Source organism: Fructobacillus americanaquae, assembly GCF_024029775.1.
Taxonomy (GTDB): Bacteria; Bacillota; Bacilli; order Lactobacillales; family Lactobacillaceae; genus Fructobacillus; species Fructobacillus americanaquae.
Window position 1 is genome coordinate 1,168,229 of record NZ_CP097122.1, and the last position, 19,513, is coordinate 1,187,741.

Annotated in this window: 16 protein-coding genes, 1 tRNA gene and 1 pseudogene; 17 read left to right on the forward strand and 1 reads right to left on the reverse strand. The window is 44.1% G+C overall.

Going from position 1 to position 19,513, the window contains the following annotated elements:
- The first annotated feature begins 87 nt into the window (after positions 1 to 87).
- From M3M36_RS05745 to udk, 12 genes and pseudogenes are all read left to right on the forward strand, one after another.
- Entirely contained in the window at positions 88 to 1,176 is a 1,089-nt protein-coding gene (locus tag M3M36_RS05745) for a YibE/F family protein (protein ID WP_252773630.1), read from the forward strand.
- Positions 1,173 to 1,952: a YibE/F family protein gene (locus M3M36_RS05750; protein WP_252773631.1), complete on the forward strand. Its 780-nt coding sequence runs from the start codon at positions 1,173 to 1,175 to the stop codon at positions 1,950 to 1,952. The genes M3M36_RS05745 and M3M36_RS05750 overlap by 4 nt, the downstream gene beginning before the upstream one ends.
- A complete protein-coding gene (locus M3M36_RS05755; protein WP_168778095.1) occupies positions 1,936 to 2,238 on the forward strand; it encodes a hypothetical protein in 303 nt (100 codons plus the stop codon). Before M3M36_RS05750 ends, M3M36_RS05755 begins: the two co-directional genes overlap by 17 nt.
- Before the next feature lie 86 nt (positions 2,239 to 2,324).
- Positions 2,325 to 2,395, forward strand: a tRNA-Cys gene (locus M3M36_RS05760).
- 439 nt (positions 2,396 to 2,834) lie between these two features.
- Entirely contained in the window at positions 2,835 to 3,086 is a 252-nt protein-coding gene (locus M3M36_RS05765) for an SWEET family sugar transporter (RefSeq protein ID WP_252773632.1), read from the forward strand.
- Between the two features lie 242 nt (positions 3,087 to 3,328).
- Positions 3,329 to 5,362 (forward strand): ATP-dependent DNA helicase RecG, encoded by a 2,034-nt coding sequence (recG, locus tag M3M36_RS05770; RefSeq protein ID WP_252773633.1) that lies wholly within the window; start codon positions 3,329 to 3,331, stop codon positions 5,360 to 5,362.
- 42 nt (positions 5,363 to 5,404) lie between these two features.
- Positions 5,405 to 6,433 carry a phosphate acyltransferase PlsX gene (plsX, locus tag M3M36_RS05775; protein ID WP_252774428.1) on the forward strand — a complete coding sequence of 343 codons (1,029 nt, stop codon included), beginning with the start codon at positions 5,405 to 5,407 and terminating at the stop codon, positions 6,431 to 6,433.
- Positions 6,434 to 6,496: 63 nt separating this feature from the next.
- Positions 6,497 to 6,745 carry an acyl carrier protein gene (locus M3M36_RS05780; RefSeq protein ID WP_252773634.1) on the forward strand — a complete coding sequence of 83 codons (249 nt, stop codon included), beginning with the start codon at positions 6,497 to 6,499 and terminating at the stop codon, positions 6,743 to 6,745.
- A gap of 109 nt (positions 6,746 to 6,854) precedes the next feature.
- A pseudogene (locus tag M3M36_RS05785) lies at positions 6,855 to 7,370 on the forward strand (SprT family protein); the annotation flags it as partial.
- 300 nt (positions 7,371 to 7,670) lie between these two features.
- Positions 7,671 to 8,687: a substrate-binding domain-containing protein gene (locus M3M36_RS05790; protein ID WP_252773635.1), complete on the forward strand. Its 1,017-nt coding sequence runs from the start codon at positions 7,671 to 7,673 to the stop codon at positions 8,685 to 8,687.
- Positions 8,688 to 8,809: 122 nt separating this feature from the next.
- Positions 8,810 to 10,153: an MFS transporter gene (locus M3M36_RS05795; protein WP_252774429.1), complete on the forward strand. Its 1,344-nt coding sequence runs from the start codon at positions 8,810 to 8,812 to the stop codon at positions 10,151 to 10,153.
- Between the two features lie 183 nt (positions 10,154 to 10,336).
- Complete coding sequence (gene udk, locus M3M36_RS05800; protein WP_252773636.1) at positions 10,337 to 10,972, forward strand: uridine kinase; 636 nt, start codon at positions 10,337 to 10,339, stop codon at positions 10,970 to 10,972.
- Between the two features lie 88 nt (positions 10,973 to 11,060).
- Here udk and M3M36_RS05805 read toward each other — a convergent pair whose 3' ends face one another.
- Positions 11,061 to 11,912, reverse strand: a complete 852-nt coding sequence (locus M3M36_RS05805; RefSeq protein ID WP_252773637.1) for a MurR/RpiR family transcriptional regulator — start codon at positions 11,910 to 11,912, stop codon at positions 11,061 to 11,063.
- A gap of 152 nt (positions 11,913 to 12,064) precedes the next feature.
- Here M3M36_RS05805 and gnd point away from each other — a divergent pair, with 152 nt between their 5' ends.
- The 5 genes from gnd (at position 12,065) to M3M36_RS05830 (ending at position 19,472) form a co-directional block, all read left to right on the forward strand.
- A complete protein-coding gene (gene gnd / locus M3M36_RS05810; RefSeq protein WP_252773638.1) occupies positions 12,065 to 12,973 on the forward strand; it encodes a phosphogluconate dehydrogenase (NAD(+)-dependent, decarboxylating) in 909 nt (302 codons plus the stop codon).
- Between the two features lie 153 nt (positions 12,974 to 13,126).
- Positions 13,127 to 14,665, forward strand: a complete 1,539-nt coding sequence (gene gntK / locus M3M36_RS05815; RefSeq protein ID WP_252773639.1) for a gluconokinase — start codon at positions 13,127 to 13,129, stop codon at positions 14,663 to 14,665.
- Positions 14,666 to 14,713: 48 nt separating this feature from the next.
- Entirely contained in the window at positions 14,714 to 16,096 is a 1,383-nt protein-coding gene (locus M3M36_RS05820; RefSeq protein ID WP_252773640.1) for a gluconate:H+ symporter, read from the forward strand.
- 146 nt (positions 16,097 to 16,242) lie between these two features.
- Positions 16,243 to 17,853, forward strand: coding sequence for an APC family permease (locus tag M3M36_RS05825; RefSeq protein ID WP_252773641.1), 1,611 nt, complete (start codon positions 16,243 to 16,245; stop codon positions 17,851 to 17,853).
- A 191-nt stretch (positions 17,854 to 18,044) separates the two neighbouring features.
- Complete coding sequence (locus M3M36_RS05830; protein ID WP_252773642.1) at positions 18,045 to 19,472, forward strand: APC family permease; 1,428 nt, start codon at positions 18,045 to 18,047, stop codon at positions 19,470 to 19,472.
- Positions 19,473 to 19,513: the final 41 nt, after the last annotated feature.

Genomic DNA, 19,513 nt, shown 5'->3' on the forward strand with positions numbered 1-19,513 from the left:
GTTGGGGCTGTCACAGTAACTGTCCAGCCCTTTTCTTTTGTAAGTTCTAATTTTGTCCTTTTGAGGAGGGCAGAGGGGATATTGATCATGAAAAAACAGCTAGGGCGTTTGGCCATTATTGCTGTTGTAACCATTCTGGCCTTTTTCTTGGCCCGTTTTGATAGCTTTTTGTACGCTGCCCCTATTGGCCAAGTAACAGCTGTCAAGCAGACCAGTCAGGAAACAACGACGGATGAATTTGGCAACCAGGACGGTCAATTTACTCAGAACCTGACGGTTAAACTACTCAACCGCTCGGGCCAAACGGTTAAGATTCAAAATCAGGTGATGGCCTCGCAAACGATGACCACTGATTATCAAGTTGGTGACCAGATTCTGCTCAAGGAGTATTCTGGATCTTATCAAATCGACACGATTAAGCGTGATTCAACTCTTTTAGCCTTGATAGTCTTACTAGTCTCAGCCACGGTGATTTATGTTCGTTTAAAAAAAACCAGCTTTTTGTTACTATCAGTTGTATTGAACGCTGCCGTTTTTGTGCTAGCATTGGTTGTTGACGTCCATGTTAAGAGTTTGCCAGTTATTCCCTGGTTTTCCCTGGTGGCGGTTGCTTTAGCGGCTCTTTCGCTTTTCCTGGTCTTAGGACGCGGCAGGCAGGCCCATATTACGTTAGCAGCGACTGCTATCACAACTGCCTTGGCGGTTTTCGTCATGTGGTTTGTCCTGCTCATTACTGGTGGAATTGGTGTGCATTTTGAAACCATGTCCTTTGTGACCCAGGTTCCTGCCCCAATTTTTTATGCACAGACGATTATTGGTGTTTTAGGGGCGGTAATGGACGAGTCGGCTGATATTGTTGCCGGCCTCTTTGGCCTTCATCGCGAATCGCCTCACCGGCCCTTCCGAGATTATTGGCAGGCAGGTTTGTCGGTTGGTCGTGAAATTTTGGGCACTTTGACCAACGTTTTGTTTATGATTTTTATTGCTGAGACGATTCCGATGGTGATTTTGATGCTACGAAATGGTAATAACTGGTCGTATATTTTGGATCAGGTCATGAACCTCGGCATCTTGCAGACAGTTGTTTCTGCGCTGGGAATTGTTTGGGCAGTCCCACTCACGGCCGGCCTGACAGCCTGGAAATTACGTCATCAAGAAGAGGAGGTGGCAAAATGAATACAATTTTTGTCTTGATTGTGATTCTTCTTCTTTCATTAATGATTGTCGGTGGTCAGCAAGGACTAAAAACTTTTTTTGGGCAGGTCTTGAACTTTTTCCTGATTTTTACGTTGATTATCCTTGTTAATTGGGGCTTTAATCCCTATATCGTGACGGCCATTATTTCCTTGATGATTCTTTCAGTGGCCATCTACCTTTCGGCTGGCCGAAGCAAGGTCATGGCAATTGCCTGGCAAAGTTCTTTGGTGGTGACAACTGTTGTTGGCTGCTTGTCTTTTTTAACTCAACACTTTGCCCAGGTTCAAGGCTATACTCTCGAAAATTCGGATGAATTAGAGGGCTTGTCGTTAAATATCGGTATCAATTTTAGCCATTTAGTTGTGATTGTGATGGTCATTTCGGCTTTGGGGGCGATTGCTGAAGCTTCGATGGCAATTACTGCTGATTTATTTGAGGTGATTGATCGCTCGCCTGATATTACCAAAGACTCTTTAAGCGAGCACGCGAAAACAATTGGAAGTCAAATTCTAGGAACGGCAGTCAACACGCTCTTCTTTGGGATGTTAGGGGCTAATATTCCGCTCTTAATTTGGTACCTGCGTTTGCATTACACATTGGCAGAATTTATTAATGCTAAGCTTTTAGTAATGGAAGTGGCCACGATGCTACTAGGTATGATTGGGCTTTTGTTATCGATTTGGCTGTCAACTTATCTGGTCGAACGCCGTTATCAAAGGGAAGGACGGAACTTGTTAGATGAATCAGACCTTTAATTTGATTGAAGAAATTACTCGTAACGATGGTACGGTTTACTATGAATTAGGAAACATCTCCGAAAACTCTAGAGCAGAGTACGCTGCTGAGCATGGAATGATTAAGGAAGTGCGGATTTTAAAGATGAACATTCCGCGCTCTTCCCACGTGGAAAAAGTGGAAGACTTTATTAATCATCACTATGATTTTTTGCCATTGGAAGCTGATCATTTTGATGAGTGGGTCAAACCAGATGATATTCAAGCGGAGATGAAACAAATTCTCTTGGATAATAAATTAGGTTAAATCAGCTCGTGCAAGCACTTTTATAAAGGTATTGTAATTTAGACCAATTTTCTTTATAATTATAAGCGTTGTTTAAACGTTTTTTTGGTGGCATAGCCAAGTGGTAAGGCATGGGTCTGCAACACCCTGATCGCCGGTTCGACTCCGGTTGCCACCTTTTCGGCCGTTTTCTAGGAATACCTAGAGGACGGCTTTTTTTGTCTCTAAATACTGGTATAAAGGCATTTGTAGAACTTTTTTATTTTCGACAGTTTTCGTCAATATACCCTGATTTTTAGACCATTTAGACCAAATTTAGGCCAAAATAAGCTAATTATAAAAAAGAGATGTACATGCTTAGCATTTTTATAATCTCCTTCATAAGTTTGACCAAGATAGCTTAGCTACTAACATGGTCAAAAATTCTCGCAGATTATTACCTGGCGAATAATTCGCCGATCCTTTTTTCAATTGTCCTTGCTCTTTTTCTAATTGTGTTATAATTGGCACAATCATTCGAGCGAATGATGGAATAGGAGATACAAAATCATGGGCATGCGTGTTGATAATTATGTTTCATCAGAAGAAAAAAACAGGTAGATGAGAAGCGGATTAAGATGTTGAAGATCTTTTCTAAGGTCGCAACCGTGATGAACATCTTGATGTACGTTTCATACTTTCCACAGATTGTTTCTAACTTTAGTGGGAATCCAGTTAACTGGCTCCAACCAGCCGTTGCGATGGTCAATGCTACGCTATGGACTGGTTATGGTTGGCTGAAAACTTATAAGGATTGGCCAATCATCATTTCCAACGTTCCTGGAATCTTCTTCGGAGCGATTACGTTCATCACAGTATTTATTCATTAAAAAAACAAAAGTCGCCATTGGCGTCTTTTTTTATGGTTAAAAATGAGATGGTCAGTGCTTCTCTGACTAGCAATGATAGAAAAACAAGACAAAAAAAATTGGCGGATTTCCTTTTGATTTTGTTGGCAAAAGTGACTGGGTTATTGCCAAAGAGATGATGACCTGCTTACTAGCGGAGGCGATATTTCCTTTCACTCTTGAAAATGGTAAAATATTGTTTATCAAAAAGAGGGGATAGACTCATGTCATTGGCTTTAGAAGACCCGGTTTCAGCACTGTCCGGTGTCGGGGAAAAGAGACAAGCTGCGTTACGCGACTTGGGTATTTTTACAATCGAAGACTTGTTGACTTACTATCCTTTTCGCTACGAGGACTTGGGGGCAAGGCGACCATCCGAAACACTTGATGGGGAAAAGGTCACGTTCAAAGGGGTTGTTTCCACACCCGCCGTGGTTCGCCGCTTTGGAAAACGGTCGCAAACCGTTTTAGGGCTGTTGATTGACCGTGAAAATATTCGCGTAACCTTCTTTAACCAGCCCTGGGTTGCTAAAAACATTGAAGTCGGACAAGAAGTTGCCGTTTATGGAACCTATAACGCAGCCAAGGCGGCCCTATCTGCTATCAAATTAGTTCCGGCCACAACCGATGCCTTGGATCCAATTTATCCGGCCTCCAAGGGGGTCAAGGCGAAGACAATTGCTGACTTGGTTGAGCAGGCCTGGGGGCAATTGCGCGGACAGATGCCAAACCTGGTGCCGCAACACTTACGTGACAAGTATCGTCTGCTTGACAAAAATCAGCAAATCGAGTGGGCTCATTTTCCTAAGGATTCAGCGGAAGCCAAGGCCGGTCGTCGGTCGGCTGCCTTTGAAGAGTTCTTTATCTTTCAGATGCGCCTTCAATTAATTAAACAGGCGGACCAAGCCTTTGGTGGTCAACCACTTCATTATGATAAAGAGGCGGTTTTCACATTGATAGACCGCCTTCCTTATGAGTTAACCGCTGCTCAAAAGCGAGTGGTCGGCGAAATTTTAGCCGACCAACACGACGGACGACACATGAATCGTCTCCTACAAGGAGATGTTGGTTCTGGAAAAACGGTAGTGGCAGCCATCGCCATGTATGCAACGGTGACTGCTGGCTGTCAGGCAGCCTTAATGGCGCCAACTGAAATTCTGGCTCAGCAACATGCTAAGAGTCTGGCAAAGCTCTTTGACCAAGCGGGGATTGACCTGCGGGTGGAACTGTTGACTTCCGGCCTGAAGGCTGGCCAGCGCCGTCAAATTTTAGCCGATTTAACTAATGGCGAAATTGACATTGTTGTTGGTACCCACGCTCTGGTGCAAGATGACGTTTACTTCCATCACCTCGGTTTAGCAGTCATCGATGAACAACACCGTTTTGGTGTGAAGCAGCGATCAAAGTTGCGTGAAGGGGGAATGAACCCTGACATCCTGGCCATGACGGCGACACCCATTCCCAGGACCTTGTCTATTACAGCCTATGGCGAAATGGAAGTTTCCGTGATTGATGAATTGCCAGCTGGACGGAAACAGATTATGACGAGTCAGCTTTCTCAAAGACAGTTTGACCAGGCTCTGGCCTTAATGAAGGCGGAATTGGCTAAGGGGGCCCAGGCGTATGTCGTCACGCCCTTGATTGAAGAATCTGAGACTTTGGATGTCCAAAACGTTACCGAAGTATACCAGCGCTTACAGGTGGCCTTACCGGACTATACGGTTGGACTTTTACATGGCCGGTTGAAAAAAGACGACAAGGACACCTTGATGCAGGGTTTCAAGGACAATCAGGTTCAAGTTTTGGTTGCGACAACTGTTGTTGAGGTTGGGGTCGATGTGCCCAATGCTTCAATTATGTTAATATTAGATGCTGACCGTTTTGGTTTGGCCCAGCTCCATCAATTGCGGGGCCGGGTTGGCCGCGGCGACCGCCAGTCTTATACGGTTTTAGTGGCCGATCCTAAGACCGACTATGGTAAGGAACGACTCAAGGCCTTGGTCGATACAACCGACGGCTTTGAATTGGCTCAGCGCGACTTGGAGTTACGGGGCGCAGGTGATATTTTAGGGACGAAGCAGTCGGGGATGCCTGAATTTCAGGTGGGCGATCCGGTCAAGGATTTGACGATGTTGACCATTGCCCAACAGGAAGCCTTAAGCCTGGTGCGTGAGTCTGAATGGGATAACCAGGTGGATAATCAGCCCCTCGTAAACTACTTATCCAAAACCATGGCGCAGTTCCGCCATTTTGATTAGCAAATTTAAAAATAAGACGATAATTTTAGGAGAAAAATTGTGATTAAGATTGCCATTGATGCGATGGGGGGGGATTTTGCCCCCGATGAAATTGTTAAGGGAGTTGAAATGGCCCGTGACCGTTATGCCGGTTTGGAATTTCAACTGTTTGGCACTGAAGCTAAGGTTCGTCCATTGATTAAAAATAGTGACCGAATTACGCTGATTGCAACGACAGAGGAAATTGAGATGGGTGAAGAACCCGTGAAGGCAATGAAAAATAAGCCAGACTCTTCTTTGGTGCGCGCTGCAATGGCTGTAAAAAATGGAACGGCCGATGCCTTGTTCTCTGCTGGAAATACCGGTGCCATCCTGTCTTCTGCCATCTTTATTGTCGGCCGGATTAAGGGCGTTGACCGTCCGGCCTTGGCTTCTGCTATTCCATCATTTGGTGGTCCCAATGATTCATTTGTTTTCATGGACTTGGGAGCCAATGCTGAAAATAAGCCAGCGCACCTTTATCAATATGGTATTTTGGGTAGCTTCTATGCTCAGTCTGTTATGGGGATTCAAAATCCCCGTGTTCGTTTATTAAATAACGGGGGCGAAGAAGACAAAGGAGATGAAACCCACAAGGCAGCTCACCAGTTGATGAAGCAGGCAACTGCCTTTAATTTCTTAGGCAATGTTGAGGCCCGTGAAATTCTGGAAGGTACCGCCGATGTTGTTGTCGCCGATGGTTTTTCAGGAAATGCTGCTTTGAAGGCCATGGAAGGAACAGCTTTGACGATGATGGACCAATTGAAGGATTCTATCAAATCAGCCGGATTTCGTGGGCTGTTGGGCGCCCTCATGATGAAGCCAGCCTTGCGCTCCTTGAAGCATAAGATGGACTTTAATGAACAGGGTGGTGCCGTGGTCTTGGGTGTGAAGGCACCCGTGGTTAAGACCCATGGTTCGGCCAAGGCTAATGCTGTCGCCAACACGATGGGCCAGATTCAAACGATGGTTCAAGAAAACTTGGTTGAAAAGACCACGAACTTTATTAAAGAAAATGCCGACGCTTTGAAGGCAAAGAAGATTGAAAAATAAAAATCAGCTTGACGGTCGTGAGTGCTATTGATCACGCACCGCTAACTGCTGAGGGAGTAACAAATGGCATTTACAAAAGAACAGATTTATGACCGGTTAGCAAAGGAAGCCGCCCAACGGTTTTCATTAAAGGCTGAGAAGGTTAGTCCCAATCTGAACTTTGCTCAGGATACATCGGCTGATTCAATTGACGTGGTTGAGTTGGTCTTAGAGGTTGAAGATGAATATAACATGGAAATTCCAGACGAAGCGTTGGATTCCTTGACGACGTTACAAAAGGTCGTGGATTACGTCTATGTTCACCAGGCGTAATCGTCAACAGGTTCGCGCGGGGATGCAAGCTTCACGGCCGACAGCTGCATACCGAAAATCAGCAGCGGCTAAAGGAAGTGAGCTTGGTCGTGGCTTTGAATCAGCAGAGCTAAGGCAAGACGATTTACAGGCCTTTGTTGAAAAGGTTTCTTTAGAGTCCTTTGGCCGGCCGTTTAGGCACCAAGCAATCTATAATAATCGGTTGCAAACAACCGGTGGTCGCTACCATCTGGCTGATCATCATATTGACTTTAACCCGAAGATGGTGCACCAGGATGATTTTATCGGGGTTGTCAAGCACGAACTAACCCATTACCACCTCCACCTGGCGCACCGAGGCTACCAGCATAAGGATGCTGACTTCAAGTCCCTCTTGCAGCAGGTCGGTGGGTCACGCTATGCACCAGCTTTGGGGCCGACAAAACAGCAGACCGTGAAGTGGCATTATCGTTGCCAAAACGGTCACGATTTTTATCGCAAACGACGAGTGGATACGAAAAAATACCGCTGTGGTCAGTGTCGAACGCAACTGACCTTGGTTGAGAATGCGTTAGTTCTTGAAAAAATTGGTCATGAGACCATCATTTTTGCTGAATCAAAGGAAAGAAACCATGACCTTACTTAAAGTTGGCTGGAGTTTGCTCATTTTACTGGCCTACCCAATTGTATTTTTATGGGCAACTAACCATGGTTGGCCAACCTGGCTGACCCTTGTTGCCGCATTTTTTTAATGCTTGTTGGTAGCTTGGGCTTTATGGGCATTGCTTACTGGCGATACCGTCAACAAGAATTGGTTGATACGCACCAAGATGAAAATGACTTGTAATATAAATGAAAGTGAAAAGGCCGTGTAAGCGTTTGCACAAGCGGCCTTTTTTTGCTATGATTGAATTTTAGAAGAGGCTTTATATAAGGAGTTATGGCGATGGCAGAGCAAAAGAAAAACGCAACAATTTATGATGTCGCCGAAAAGGTTGGGGTTTCACTGGCCACTGTTTCCCGAGTTGTTAATGGTAATGATAATGTACGTCAGTCAACCAGAGACAAAGTATTGAAGGCAATCGATGAGCTAGGCTACCAGCCCAATGCGGTAGCCCGTGGCTTAGCTTCCAAGAAAACAACCACGATTGGTGTTGTGATGCCGGATGTGACGAATATTTTTTATTCTGAATTGACTCGTGGTGTTGATGACATTGCCCAAATGTACCAATACGATGCTTTGCTAACGAATACTGATGATGAACAGGACCGGGCGGTTACTGCCATTAAGAACTTGTTAACGAAGCAGGTGGACGGTATTATTTATATGGGAACCAAGCTTTCAACTCCAGTTATGTCAGTGATTCAATCAGCTGGGGTGCCAATTGTCTTGGCTGGATCAGTGGCAGAGAATGAGGCTTTACCATCTGTCAATATCGATTATGTGACCGCCTTTGAAACGGTCACATCAAAGTTGCTCGCCCGCGGCCATCGAAGAATTGCCCTGGTCCTTGGTTCAAGGGATCGAGCAATTGATCAAGATTTTCGTTTGGTTGGTTATCAACGTGCTTTGCAAGAAGCAGGAATTGACTACGATGATCAACTCGTTTTTGCTAAGGCACGGACCTATGAGGCCGGTCAGCTACAAGCTGCGGATTTAATGGACCAGAACGTGACGGCCGTGGTTGCTTACGATGACGAAATTGCTGTCTCCGTCTTAAACTATTACCAGGACCACGGATACAAGGTGCCAGAAGACTTGGAGATTGTGACATCAAACAACACGAATTTTTCAATTGTTTCTCGACCGGAGCTTTCATCAATTAACCAGCCTAAGTACGATATTGGCGCAGTTGCTATGCGAATGTTAACGAAGTTAATGAATGGTGAAAAATTAAAGGAAACACAAATTAAGTTGCCATACACGTTGATTAGTCGAGGATCGACAAGAACTCAATCATGATTGCAGGAAATCCGTTCTAGGGTTCTTTTTTATTTAGAATAAATATAAATAACTTGCCATTTTTAAATTTTTTCTATAAAATAAAGTGATAATCAACAAAGGGGGAATTTTCCTTGAAAAATATGAAGCGTTTGTCGCCATTTTCATTGGTCTTGTTATTGACATCTTTTACGATGTCAATCTCACAGTCGACGATGACGACAGCCTATCCAATTTTAATGAAGCAGTTTGGAATTAACGCTGCTAATGTCCAGTGGGTGACCTCTGGCTTTATGGTTGCTATGACCTTAGTGATGCCGTTGTCGCCCTGGTTACTAGATAACATTCCGTTGAAAAAATTATTGAATTTAATCGTCGGTGTTTTTCTTATTGGAACGCTGTATGCAATGGTCACACCAAACTTTCTTGGTGTTGTGATTGGTCGCTTACTTGAAGGAGTCGCTGTTGGGGCACTTTTTCCAACTTACCAGGCGGTCATCCTGGAAAATACACCAAAGGATGGCCGTGGTGTGGCGATGGGGACCGTTGGTCTGGTCATGGGTTCAGCACTGGCCGTTGGTCCAATTGTTTCCGGTATCGTTTTGCAGTGGGGATCATGGCGGATTTTGTTTGGTTTATTCTTTATCGTTTTGCTGGTTTTGATTACCACAATGCAATCCAAGATTGAAAATACACACAAATTAGAGCCACGTAATTTTGACTTTTTGTCAGCCTTTCTTTTAATCGGCTTTGCGGGTATCCTCTACACAATCTCGGTTTTGCCCGCCACTGGTTGGAATTGGACATTGAGGCTGATTTTACTACTTTCAGTTATTTTCTTGTTAACGTTTGTTATCCGCCAATGGAAGGAAGAAACACCCTTTTTGGATTTACGGGTTTTCAAGTATCGGGGCTATTTACCGGCCATGTTGCTCACGGGAATGTCTTATTCTGGATTAATTACCGCGACGGTTTTGATGCCGTTGTACTTCCAAAAAGTTTATCATCTGGTACCGGTTATCTCAGGTTTGTTGATGATTCCTGCGGCAGTCTTCTTGTCTTCTATGAACCCACGGGCTGGCCTGTTGCTCGAAAAGATTGGTCTGCGTCCCTTGGTCTTGCTCGGTTCAACGATGATGGTCTTAGGCTACTTGGACTTAGCTGTTTTTGGAACTAAGCACATGTTATTAGCCATCATCGGTGCCATGCTCTTGGAGGGGGGGAACGCCTTCATCATGATGCCAGCGGTTACGGCTGCTAACAATGCCTTGCCTAAGCACCTGGTTTCCCACGGTACATCTATTATTACGACTATGCGTCAGCTGATTGGGGCAACATCGATTTTGGTTGCCAGCATTCTGATTGGTGTGTTTATCAGGACAACTTCGTATGGAGCTGCTTTGAATCACACGGCTGCCTGGTTTATTTTGGTTCCCTTGTCTGGCTACTTATTGGCCAGTCGGATTCGTGTACAAAAAGAAGATTAAAAATTAGAAAAAGGTTTGCCTTAATTTGAAGCCTGAAATTTGACAGACAAATTTCAGGCTTTTTATGTCATGGATTTTCCGTTTTAAAAGAAAATGATACTAGCTTTTAGGGCCATTATCACGTAAAATAGGTTGGATAAGAAAAAATGATTGAGTGGGCTTTTTGGCCCCTTGGAGGCAATTTTGGCAAAGAAACCGTTACTAATTGGTATTACAGGTGGGTCTGGCTCTGGTAAGACCACCGTTTCCAAGGCGTTAATCACTCGTTTAAGTGCAAACCAGCCAGTTTTGTTGCAGCAAGACGTTTACTACAAGGACCAATCGGACAAGCCAATGTCTGAGCGGGTTAAAACGAACTATGATCATCCGGATTCGATTGAAACGGATCGATTCGTTGCTGATTTGGAAAAGTTGATTGACTACCAGGCAATTGACATTCCAGTTTATGATTATGCACAGCATACGCGGTCAAGCGAAACGGTACATATTGAACCGGCCGATGTGATTATTGTTGATGGCGTTTTGCTTTTCAATGATGCTCGTGTTCGTCATTTGCTTGATTTGAAGGTCTTTGTTGCTACGGATGACGATATTCGTTTTATCCGCCGTCTTCAACGCGATACGCATGAGCGTGGCCGGACAGTTGAAGGGGTGATTGAGCAATACTTGGCAACCGTTAAGCCGATGCATAATCAATTCGTTGAGCCAACAAAGCGTTATGCAGACATTATCGTACCAGAAGGTGGTGCAAACTTTGTAGCAATCGATATGTTGATGAACCAGGCAATTGCGATGGTTGAAAAAGAAGAGCAAGAATAACCAATAAAAACGCACTGTTGATGAAACAGTGCGTTTTTTATTGACTAATGCTGATTTTTGCAGCGGCAAATTGTTCCGTGCAGTCTGATTAATGAAGGCGAGTGCTTTCGATGACGTCACGCATGGTATCGACGACGTGTTGCGTTTGTGTTGGTAACTTTGATCCAGCAAGGGTGAAAAGTGTGTCGATTATGGTTAGCTGGGCAACCAGGGAGGACATTGATTCTGATCGAAAGTTAATTTCTTCAGCTAAAGAGAGAAAGACTAAATTAGCCATTTCAGCCAAGGGAGAATCAGCGAAGGAAGTAATCGCGATAAAGGGCACTTGATTGTCCTTTAGCTTTTGGGCAACAAAGAGGGTATCTTCGTTGCGACCGGAGTGGGAAATCACGACGGCAGTATCTTGCGGCGTTAACTTGACTGCTTGCATCAATTGGATGTCGTAATCAGGGTGTGAGATGACATCAATTGGGGTACGCAAGAACTTGTGGTAGGCATCAAAAGCGGCAATTGAAGAGCCTCCGATGCCAAAGAAGCCGACGCGCTTTGCCGAGGTCAGCCACTTAACTGCTTGGTCTAATTTTTCGGCGGTCAAATTGTCGATTGTCATTGAAAGGGCATTTTGAGCGCCGGCAAAAACCTTTTTCGTAATAGCGGCAGTGTCGTCGGCATCCTCAATCTCACCAAACAGATCGACTGGAGGTTTTCTTTGATTATAAGAGGCGAGAGCCACCGAAAAGTCGCGATAGGAAGCAAAACCGATTTTTTTAACAAAACGAGAAATCGAAGCGGTGGATACGCCAGTTTCTTCAGCCATTTCACGGATGGTGCCGGTTGCAGCTTCGGCGGGTTTGGCTTTAATATAGGTAATCAGTTTACTTTCGGTCTGATTATAACCGGATGGACTTTGTCCAAGTTTAGCAAAAATTGAATTTGGCATAATTGTCTCTCTTTATTATTGAAGAACCTAAGAATATAAATACTATACCTAAGTTGAAATTTATTTTCAATTATCACTTGCATCATGTAAATGATTTTCATATAATAGAACTTGTAGTTTAAATAGAAGAATTTAAAAAAGAGGTAATACACATGAAGTTTGCCATGATCGGCCTTGGTAAGATGGGTCTTAACTTGGTTAAGAACGCCGTTGACAATGGTCACGAAGTTGTTGCATTCGACTTGAACAAGGATTTTGTTGCAGAAGCAGATGCTTACTCAGACAAGGTTGAAGGCGCCAGCTCAATCGATGACATGTTGGCTAAGTTGCCATCACCAAAGGTTGTTTGGGTAATGGTACCAGCCGGTGTTCCAACAAACTCAACAATCGATACTTTGATTGAAAAGATGGATAAGGGCGACATCATCATTGATGGTGGAAACTCAAACTACAAGGACAACTTGGAACAAAACAAGCGCACTACTGCAGCTGGTTTGAAGTTCTTTGATGCTGGTACTTCTGGTGGAATGTCAGGTGCTCGTAACGGTGGAAACTTCATGATTGGTGGCGATGACGCCCAAGCATGGAAGACAATCGAACCATTGTTTGCTTCAATTGCCTTGGAAGATGGTTACTTGTATACTGGTCGTTTGGGATCAGGTCACTACTTGAAGATGGTTCACAACGGGATCGAATACGGTATGATGCAAGCCATCGCCGAAGGCTTCGAAGTATTGGAAGCTTCACAATTCGATTACGACTACGAAGCAGTCGCAAAGTTGTGGAACCACGGTTCAGTTGTTCGTTCATGGTTGATGGAATTGGCCGAAGAACAATTTGCTAAGGATCCAAAGTTGTCAAAGATTTCTGGACGGATGCACTCATCTGGTGAAGGAAAGTGGACAGTTGAAGAATCACTTGACTTGGAAGTTCCAGCACCAGTTATCTACTTGTCACTTGCAATGCGTTACCGTTCATTGCAAGAAGACACGTTCACTGGAAAGGTTGTTTCAGCATTGCGTAACGGCTTTGGTGGACACGCAATGGACGCTGCTAAGTAATTTCAGATTTGTTTTGAAACTTGCTCCCGTTACTTGGGGGCTTTTTCTTTGAAAAGCTTATTCTTTCAAGCATCTTGCTATTCTAGATTAAGTTGATTAATCAGAAAGAAACCCGAGTGGCCTTTTTTCTGGAATTGTGATGGAGAAATAATCATGGATTATATGATTGGTATCGATTTAGGAACGACCTCGACTAAGGCCGTTTTGTTCGATGATCAAAACCAAGTGGTGGCCCAATCAAATGTTGGTTATCCCTTATATCGGGATCAAACGGATATGGCGGAAGAAGACTTAGAAGAAATCTTTGTCGCTTTTACCAACGCCTTAGCTGCTGTTGTTCGTAAGGCCAACTTGAGTAAAGGAAACAAGATTACAGCTGTTTCCTTCTCATCAGCAATGCACTCATTGATTGCTTTTGATAAAGACTGGAAGCCACTGACACGTGTTATTACTTGGGCCGATACTCGTGCGGTTAAGTATGCTGATGAATTGAAGGAATCTGGTCAGGGGATGGAAATCTACCAAAAGACCGGAACGCCAATTCATCCAATGGCACCTTTGTCCAAGTTACTTTGGCTGAGAAATGACCAGCCAGATATTTACAAGAATGCTGCTCATTACTTAGGCATTAAGGAATATTTGTTCTTCCGTTTGTTTGGTGCAAACAAGATGGATATTTCAATTGCCTCAGGAACTGGCTTGTTCAACATCTTTAATTTGGATTGGGATGAACAAGCTTTGTCAGTAACCGGTTTATCAAAGAATCAGTTGCCTGAACCTGTTTCACCATATGAATATGAAACAAAGATGAAAAGCGATTATGCGACAGTGCTTGGCTTGCCTGCTGATACACCATTTGTTTATGGTGCCGGTGATGGCCCATTGTCAAACCTTGGTGTTGATGCTGTTCAACCTGGTGTCGCAGCAATCACGATTGGAACTTCTGGTGCCATCCGTGTTGTTTCTGATAAGCCCGTTATCGATCCAAAGGGTCGGACATTTACTTATGCCTTGGACAAGGAGCACTGGGTTGTTGGTGGACCGGTTAACAACGGTGGCGATGTCTTCCGTTGGGCCCGCGACAATCTCTTTGATGCCGAGAAGTCAACCGCCGCACTGCTTGGGCAAGACGCTTATGACTTGATGACTGAAGTGGCATCAAAGATTCCTGCCGGTTCAGATGGCCTGCTCTTCCATCCGTACTTGGGTGGTGAACGAGCACCAATCTGGGATGCAAACGCTCGTGGTTCATTCTTTGGTTTGAACCACTCACACACTCGTGCAAACATGATCCGCGCCGTTTTGGAAGGTATTACCTTTAACGTCTACATGGTCTCATTGGCCTTGGAAGAAGTTGTTGGTTCATTAAAGTCCATCCAGGCAACTGGCGGTTTTGCTCGCTCACCGTTGTGGCGACAAATGTTTGCTGATATCTTTGAACAACCAGTGACAGTGCCACAAGCCTTTGAATCGGGTGCGTTAGCTGCGGTTGTTGTTGCCCAAAAGGCCTTGGGTCAAATTGATGATTTGTATGAAATCTCAAAGTATGTTGGTAAGTCAAATACTTACCAACCAGACCCAGAAAACTTCGAAGCTTATCGGGAATTGGCACCAATCTTCATTCGCTTGTCACGCCAATTGCAAACTGAATATGATAACATTGCCGACTTCCAGCGTAAGCACATGAAGTAAGGCGCAGAGATAATAGGAGAGAAAGCCAGGTGGCTTTCGTATGGATAAATGGAATTTGTTATGTTATTCGTGTCCATCTTACTCTTGCTGGTTTTAATCACCAAGTTTAAGTTGAATACCTTTGTATCGTTGGTCATTACGGCCTTCGTTTTGGCCCTCTTATTGGGCATGAACCCATCAAAGATCCCAGATGCCGTTTTGGGTGCCCAGGGAATGGGAAACATCTTGGGATCAAACGCCGTTATCTTCATCTTTGGTGGAATGATTGGCCGTTTGGTTGCTGATGCTGGTGGTTCTTATCGAATCGCTAAGACCTTGATTGCTTGGTTCGGTTTGAAGCGCTTGCAATGGGCTGTTTTGTTAGCTTCCTTTATCATTGGAATTTCAATGATTTTCGGAGTTGGCATGGTTTTGTTGATTCCAATCGTTTTTGCCGTTGCCATTGAAGCGGGTGTCCCATTGCTTTATTTGGGAATTTCAATGACGGCTGCCTTGTCATCTGCACAAGGCTTCTTACCACCACAACCAGCTCCAACTGCTGTTGCCTCACAATTAGGCGCAAACGTTGGTTTAATGTTGATTGTTGGTTTGGTTGTTTCAATCATCACAGCTATTGTTGCCGGCCCTGTTTATACAAAGTTGGCGCAAAAGTTTGCCCCTGATGCTTTCCAATTCAAGGAACACATTGAAGCGGTTGGTGAAGTCAAGGAATACGACTTGGATAAGTCACCAAGCTTTGCCATGTCAGTTTTGACTTCTGTCTTTCCATTGATCTTTATGATTATCGCCACTGTTTATAAGTTGGTGGTTTCAGGCGGCAAGGCCCCAGCTAACCCTGACATGGTTTACCGAGTAATTGATTTCTTGGCAAACCCTGCCGTTGCGATGACGATTTCTTTGGTCTTTGCCATCTTTGCGATGGGACCAGGACAAAAACGTTCAATGAAGGAAGTTGAAACTTCACTGACTGAAGGTTTGAACTCAGTTGCCGGCATCTTGTTGATTGTTGGTGGTGGTGGTGCCTTGCGTGGTGTTTTGGTAACATCAGGTATGTCAAACCAAATCGCACACTTGTTCCAATCATCAGGTTCAATGTCGCCAGTCACAATTGTTTTGTTTGCTTGGGCAGTAGCTTCATTGCTGCGGATTGCCGTTGGTTCAGCCACGGTTGCTGGTATCACGGCGGTTGGTGTCGTGAATGGTATTTTAGCTGCTAACCCACACGGTGATTTGTTACTTGTGTTGGTTGCTTTGGCCATTGGTGCTGGCTCATTGATTGCTTCTCACGTTAATGATGCTGGATTCTGGATCTTTAAGGAATACTTCGATTTGACGGTTAAGCAAACCTTCCAAATTTGGACGGTTTTGGAAACAGTTATTTCTGTAACCGGTTTAATTGTGATCTTAATTATTACAGCACTTTTTGTTTAACTTAGTGCAAAAAAACTGTTGGTATTAGCAACCAGCAGTTTTTTTTTGTATAATAGAGTTGCAATTTGTAATCGTTCTGGTACAATAGTGACCATTGGTGATTCACTTGTAAGTGGTCACTTTGATAAATGTGACGGAAGGATATTATGAAATCTCATAAAATTGGTTTACTACAACTTGTTCTTTTGGGACTAGGATCATTGATTGGTTCTGGTTGGCTGTTTGGTTCTTGGGAGGCAACTCGTGTTGCTGGGCCAGCCGCTATTATCTCATGGGTCATTGGGGCAGGCGTGATCGGTGTGATTGCCTACACCTATATTGAATTGGGAACAATGTTTCCGCAGTCGGGTGGAATGTCAAAGTTTGCCCAGTATACTCACGGATCGCTCTTAGGCTTTATTGCCTCTTGGGCGAACTGGGTATCACTGATTACTTTAATTCCAATCGAAGCGGTGGCAGCCGTTCAATATATGTCAACTTGGCCTTGGAAATGGGCAAATTGGACCCACCATTTCTTAAGTAATGGTCAAATCACGACACCTGGATTGCTTGTTGTCTTTGGCTTTATTGCGGTTTTCACGTTGCTCAACTACTGGTCTGTGACCTTGTTGACTCGCTTTACTTCAGCAATCTCATTCTTAAAAATTGGGGTGCCATTGTTGACGATTTTAATGTTGACCATTTCAAGTTTCCATCCTGGAAACTACGGTTCAACGTTTCACCAGTTCATGCCGTATGGAACAGCACCAATCTTTGCGGCAACAACTGTTTCTGGTATTATCTTTTCTTTTAATGCCTTTCAAACAATTATTAACTTTGGTTCAGAAGTTAAGGATCCAACAAAAGATATTTCTCGAGGAATTGTGATTTCCTTAGGAATCGCAGCAATTTTGTACATCTTGATTCAATCAACCTTTATTACGGCGATTGAACCGTCTGAAATTGCTAAATTTGGTTGGCACGGAATCGACTTTCAGTCACCGTTTGCTGATTTGGCCATCTTACTTGGCTTAAATTGGTTGTCAATCTTGCTGTATACGGATGCCTTTGTTTCACCATTTGGAACCGGTGTTTCCTTTGCGGCCTCAACCGGTCGTGTCTTGGCTGCCATGGCTTCCGATAAGCACATTCCACAATACTTGGGTAAGATTAACAAAAAGTACGGAATTCCACGAATGGCCATGGTGACGGATGCTATCTTGTCAATGATTATGGTAACGGTTTTCCGGTCATGGGGAACTTTGGCGGCTGTTATTTCAACTGCTACCTTGATTGCCTATTTGACGGGACCAGTTACGGTCATGTCATTACGCAAGATGGCACCTGATTTCAATCGACCATTTAAGTCGAAGAGTATGAAGTACATGGCTCCTCTGGCCTTTGTATTGGCCTCATTAGCAACTTATTGGGCAATGTGGCCAACCACAATCGAAGTTATTTTGATTATTGTCTTAGGATTACCATTCTACTTCTTCTACGAGTGGAAGCAGGGATGGTCAATGGACCGCGCTAAGCAACAAATAAAGGGGTCTTCCTGGTTGCTTTGGTACTTGGTTGCTTTGTCAATTGAATCTTATATTGGTTCACACGAATTTAATGGAATTGGCCTGGTGAAGTATCCATTGGACTTTGTGATGATTATTGTCGTTGCTTTGGCCTTTTACTTCTGGGGAACTGGTTCACGTTTGGTTACTAAGCATTTCCGCCGCGCCAAGAAGATTAATGATACAGTTGAAGTCGAAGAACCTGAACTTTAATATTGATTTAAACAAAAAGAATCGGTTAATCCGGTTCTTTTTTTTATTCAGCAAGAGATTCTTCTGATAACAAGGCGGTAAATGAGAAAACAGGGAATTTATAAAGTTAGGATTAATAAAGTGTTTGACATTTAAATTAGAAAATGCTAATATTTTTGATAGTTTATAAATTAAGAAAGTAGGAGATGCTTATGGCAGATAAAAGCGGAATGGGCTCTTGGTTTAGGAGAGCTGATCCATCAGCATTCGAACAAAGTGATGCCCATCTGAAAAAAACACTGGGTGTGAAGGAAATGTTGGCCTTGGGGGTTGGAACAATTGTTTCCACGGCCATCTTTACCTTGCCAGGAATTGTGGCCGCCAACCACGCCGGTGCAGCCGTTAGTTTGTCCTTTGTGGTTGCTGCGATCGTTTCTGGTTTGACAGCCTTTGCTTATGCGGAGTTTGCTTCTGTTTTGCCATTTGCCGGTTCCGTTTATTCTTGGGCTAACGTTGTCTTTGGTGAAGTTTTCGGGTGGATCGCTGGTTGGGCTTTGCTGGCTGAATACTTTATTGCCGTGGCCTTCGTTGCTTCTGGTTGGTCGGCCAATTTCCACCAATTCCTAGCTAATTTCGGCCTGTCATTGCCAAAAGCCTTGAATGGCTCTTTTGCCGCCGGAAACGGTGGGGTGATTGACCTCTTCTCACTGTTGGCGGTTTTGATTGTGGCCACTTTGCTTTGGAAGGGTACGAACACAACGGCCAAGGTTGAAAATACTTTGGTGGTCTTGAAGGTTTTGGTAATCTTGCTCTTTATCGTTGTGGGGGCCACTGCTATTCATCCTTCAAACTATGCTAACTTTATTCCAGCTCATAAACCAGGAACAACTTTTGGTGGTTGGCAAGGAATTTCAGCGGGCGCTTCACAAATTTTCTTGGCCTATATTGGCTTTGACTCAATTGCTGCTAACTCTGCTGAAGCAAAGAACCCACAAAAGACAATGCCTCGTGGTATCATCGGTTCTTTGGTTGTTGCCACGGTCTTGTTCGTGACAGTTGCCTTGGTTATGGTTGGAATGTTCCATTATACACAATATGCTAACAATGCTGCGCCAGCTGCGTGGGCCTTGGAAAAGGCTGGGCACCCACTTGTATCAAATATTCTTTCTGTTGTTGCCTTGGCTGGAATGTTTACGGCCATTATCGGTATGATGTTGGCTGGCTCTCGTTTGCTATATGCCTTTGGTCGTGATGGTTTGTTGCCAAAGGTCTTGGGTGACGTTAACGGTAAGGGTTTGCCAAACAACGCTTTGTTAGTTTTAACGGTCATTGCCGTTTTGGTTGGTTCTGTTTTCTCATTCAACGAATTGGCAGGTTTGATTTCAGCCGGAACATTGATTGCCTTTATCATGGTTTCTGTTGGAGTTTATGCCTTGCGTCCACGAGAAGGGAAAGATTTGCCAGTACCTGGCTTTAAGATGCCTCTTTATCCAGTTTTGCCTGCTTTGGGTGCCTTGGGTGCCTTTTATATCTTCTGGTCATTGGACATTCAGGCTCGTGTTTATGCTGGCTTCTGGTTCATCTTAGGCTTGCTGGTTTATCTGTTCTATGGTTCACGCCATTCACGCTTGCACCAGTAAAGCAACATGACCTAACTTAATATTTTTTCTTGAAAGCCCGG

Coding starts and splice junctions, on each gene's coding strand:
- M3M36_RS05795 (WP_252774429.1), top strand. CDS start 8,810: ATGAAGCGTTTGTCGCCATTTTCATTGGTCTTGTTATTGACATCTTTT.
- M3M36_RS05820 (WP_252773640.1), top strand. CDS start 14,714: ATGGAATTTGTTATGTTATTCGTGTCCATCTTACTCTTGCTGGTTTTA.
- M3M36_RS05750 (WP_252773631.1), top strand. CDS start 1,173: ATGAATACAATTTTTGTCTTGATTGTGATTCTTCTTCTTTCATTAATG.
- M3M36_RS05790 (WP_252773635.1), top strand. CDS start 7,671: ATGGCAGAGCAAAAGAAAAACGCAACAATTTATGATGTCGCCGAAAAG.
- gnd (WP_252773638.1), top strand. CDS start 12,065: ATGAAGTTTGCCATGATCGGCCTTGGTAAGATGGGTCTTAACTTGGTT.
- M3M36_RS05745 (WP_252773630.1), top strand. CDS start 88: ATGAAAAAACAGCTAGGGCGTTTGGCCATTATTGCTGTTGTAACCATT.
- M3M36_RS05830 (WP_252773642.1), top strand. CDS start 18,045: ATGGCAGATAAAAGCGGAATGGGCTCTTGGTTTAGGAGAGCTGATCCA.
- recG (WP_252773633.1), top strand. CDS start 3,329: ATGTCATTGGCTTTAGAAGACCCGGTTTCAGCACTGTCCGGTGTCGGG.
- M3M36_RS05755 (WP_168778095.1), top strand. CDS start 1,936: ATGAATCAGACCTTTAATTTGATTGAAGAAATTACTCGTAACGATGGT.
- M3M36_RS05780 (WP_252773634.1), top strand. CDS start 6,497: ATGGCATTTACAAAAGAACAGATTTATGACCGGTTAGCAAAGGAAGCC.
- M3M36_RS05805 (WP_252773637.1), bottom strand. CDS start 11,912: ATGCCAAATTCAATTTTTGCTAAACTTGGACAAAGTCCATCCGGTTAT.
- gntK (WP_252773639.1), top strand. CDS start 13,127: ATGGATTATATGATTGGTATCGATTTAGGAACGACCTCGACTAAGGCC.
- M3M36_RS05825 (WP_252773641.1), top strand. CDS start 16,243: ATGAAATCTCATAAAATTGGTTTACTACAACTTGTTCTTTTGGGACTA.
- M3M36_RS05765 (WP_252773632.1), top strand. CDS start 2,835: ATGTTGAAGATCTTTTCTAAGGTCGCAACCGTGATGAACATCTTGATG.